The 3008-nt window shown below is 61.8% G+C and carries 3 protein-coding genes; all 3 read left to right on the top strand.

Annotated elements, in window-relative coordinates:
• Positions 1–1106 precede the first annotated feature (1106 nt).
• Genes ACFP2V_RS19485 through ACFP2V_RS19475 form a run of 3 tightly spaced genes read left to right on the top strand, consistent with a single transcriptional unit; the run spans position 1107 to position 2672 of the window.
• A complete protein-coding gene (locus ACFP2V_RS19485) occupies positions 1107–2351 on the top strand; it encodes a hypothetical protein (protein ID WP_381213702.1) in 1245 nt (414 codons plus the stop codon).
• Positions 2352–2395: 44 nt separating this feature from the next.
• Positions 2396–2500, top strand: a complete 105-nt coding sequence (locus tag ACFP2V_RS19480) for a DUF6959 family protein (protein ID WP_381213699.1) — start codon at positions 2396–2398, stop codon at positions 2498–2500.
• Entirely contained in the window at positions 2451–2672 is a 222-nt protein-coding gene (locus ACFP2V_RS19475) for a DUF6959 family protein (RefSeq protein ID WP_381213696.1), read from the top strand. The genes ACFP2V_RS19480 and ACFP2V_RS19475 overlap by 50 nt, the downstream gene beginning before the upstream one ends.
• Positions 2673–3008: the final 336 nt, after the last annotated feature.

Raw genomic sequence — 3008 nt, 5'->3', positions numbered from 1 at the left:
GAAACGACCCATACCACATCAACGAACCCAAGCCCCGGAAGCAACCCGTAAATACGCGACGCCTCCCTCCGCGTAGCAACCAGCCGCGGCCACCGCCTGGCAACGCCTGAATAACACCGCTCCTGAAGAGGGGGAGCTCAGGAGGAAAACCTCCTGAGCTCCCCCTCTTCTCGGTGCCTGTGGCCCTTGACGCATCCCCGGTGCCCAGGGCTTGACCTCCTGATCCGTAGCTCTACAGAGATTGGTCATTGAAGGTCATACGGGCTGCCGAGAGGGCCGTGAGGGCCGATGTTGGGCGCTGCTGGTTACCGGGGCTGCTGTACTTCATTGCTGTACCGCAACAGCTCCGCTCAGGCACGGCGCCACGAAGAGCAAGTCGGAGGACCACCGCGGAGGGACAGGGCGTGAGGCGGGCTTGCTGCCGGATCGATCGGAACCGATCGGGCCCGGGGGTCGGGACGAATCCCACCCGCCTCACTGCGGAGTTATAGATCAACTCCAGTGTGGTCAAACAGCTTCACGATCCCCGCCCACAGGGCTTTCGCCCCGAGAGCGATGGCCAATCGAGCAGCTGCCTTACGTAACCATCCAGATCTCACCTGACTGGTGTCCGTACTAACCATCCCTGCCACCTCATCTCATCGGACCGGGACCTACGCGGACGACGTAGGCCCCCCGGGGCGACGTTGTCCGCTCGTCCAAAGGTCCCGGTCCCGCCTTGAGATGAGGCTCTCTCAGAGTAACGACACCGCCGCGGCTTCGTCAGCCCCACTTGCCGAACCGAAGCGTGCACTTGAGGACTTGCCTGACGACTGCACGCTCGACGGTGGACTCTGCGCAGCCTGACGTCTCGATGGTGTCGATCACGAGATCAACACTCTTTCCAACTGTGTTGGTGGGGCAGTGGGTCGCGTGCAGGGGCGTTCACCTGGGTTCATGGGAGGCCGCTCGTGGGTTGCAGCCGACTCGTGGTCTCGCCTGAACGGCGCTGAATGAGACGGAAATTGAGACGGAGCGGGGGCCGACCCTCACGCCCTGGTGGTGTCGGTCCCTCGTGCCATCATCAGTTAGAGCGGGGGCACGTCGAGACGGAGTAGCTTGGTCCCGTGATCTCCCGCTATCACCTCAAGTGCCACGGATGTGGCGAAGCATTCGTCGCCCGGCTGGGTGTGGAACCGACCCGCAGAACGCGCTTCTATCTGCCGTGCCCGCATTGCGGACTGTCGATCCGAGGCTCGATGTCGGGCACTGAGTTGCACAACCACCGTGTCGACATCGAGTGCGAGGTGCTGAGCGGCTCCGCGCCAGAATCTCCTGGTACACGCGTCGTGACTATCAATCCGTTTGTGCCGTCGCGCTACGACGCCGACTCGTTCACCCCGAACGGGGCCTTCCCAACGCTGACGCTCGTCCAGGCCCTCGGCGACGACGCCTTCATGGAGTTCGAGTCCAAACGGCGTGCGGCGCTCGAGGCGGGCCAAGTCATGTGGCCCAAGGTCCGCATGCTGTTTCAGTACTACCTCCAGGGCAACACCGATATGTTCGCTCGCATCGCACAGCAGCAGCTTGGGCTCAAATGGCAACCGAGCACGAGCCACGAGCGAACGACTGTCGCTTACCAGGCCATGGGAACAGCGACGACGGTGATCACGGGGACCACCAGCGCGAACGTGATCGGCCGATTCTCGCGGAAGCACTCGGCAGCGATCGAACGACACAGGGATCACCTTCTGACCTTTCGGCGTCGAGGACAGTCCTCGGCGAGTCTGGAGCGAGATGTCTTCACCGAGCTGAACCGTTTCGTAGAGCATCACGAGTCCTGGGAGATGGGGCTCCTCGGGAGGTTCTTCGGGCCGGGCGACAAGGGTGCCTTCGACGAACTAGTGCTCTACCGTGACGAGTTCTCGCTGGTGAGGGACCTCTACCAGCACGGATTCGAGCTCGCCTGTAAGTGCCTGTGGCCGCTCGTCGCAGCTCAAAACTCGGTGAAGCGCGGCAACCCTGACGACTTCGGCAACGTCCACCCCGACCGCGTATCCGAGAAGCAGCGCCCCAAGAACCTCGATCAGTTCGACAAACTATCCAATGCCTACAAGATCGCATATGTGGCACAAGTGCCAGGATGGGAGTCATTTGAGAGCTTGCTCAATAATCGCCGCCGGAACACGATTGGGCACGCGACAGCACATCACGACCTCCAGACAGGCCGCATCGTCAGCGATGAGAGCCCCTCAGCGATGACGTATCTCGAGTTCCTCAGCGAGGTCCTTGGTGTCTTCGAAGCGCTTTCGACCCTTGCCCAGGTGCTCCGGGCCAGCCGTGTTGCTTCCTCGCCAGACTTCGACTCCTGACGCGAAAAATCATTCCAATAGGAGTTCTAACTGATCATTTCAGGATGGATGGTCCGATGGAGCGCATAGAGGCCGAGTTGTTCATCGATGGCGGCAACGATGCCGTGGTTCGCACGCCGGGTAGACGGTTCCCCGGGGTCGCGATGTAGGGCGACTCTCTTCACACCGCGCGGTGACGTGGTCGAGGTGGCGGAGGCATGTGCGCGAGGCGACGTGGATGAAGCTCAAGACTGTGCTGGCCTTCTACTGGCAAACCTGGATGCTCTGCTGACGCGGTACGAGGCTGCGTTGGATGAGCATGAGATTCCGCGGCCGTACTGAGCTGTCGAACCATCAGCTTGGGAAGCTGCGGACATCGAGGGCCTGTTATAGGCGCTGACCTGCTTGAACGGCTGGTCCGCGATCTCTGCGGGCTCGGCTGCTTTCACCGTGATTCCCCGCTGTCCCCCGCTCGATCTGGTGCGTTTGTGGTGCGGTCACTGTCGGCGTGGGGGCTCTACGAACCGGTGCGTGAGCAATGCTCAATACCTGTGGATCAGCCCTGACGGAAGGAGGCGTACCTTCCCGATGGATCGATCGATAGGTCATCGAGCAAGGCCGACGTTGCCGCGTCGGTCGGGAAGGCACGCCCATGCTTACGGTAGTCAACGAGGACGG

The sequence above is a fragment of the Streptomyces incanus genome, assembly GCF_042656345.1.
Taxonomy (GTDB): Bacteria; Actinomycetota; Actinomycetes; order Streptomycetales; family Streptomycetaceae; genus Streptomyces; species Streptomyces incanus.
Note: the sequence above shows the minus strand (reverse complement) of the source record. Positions and strands in the feature narration are given on the sequence as shown.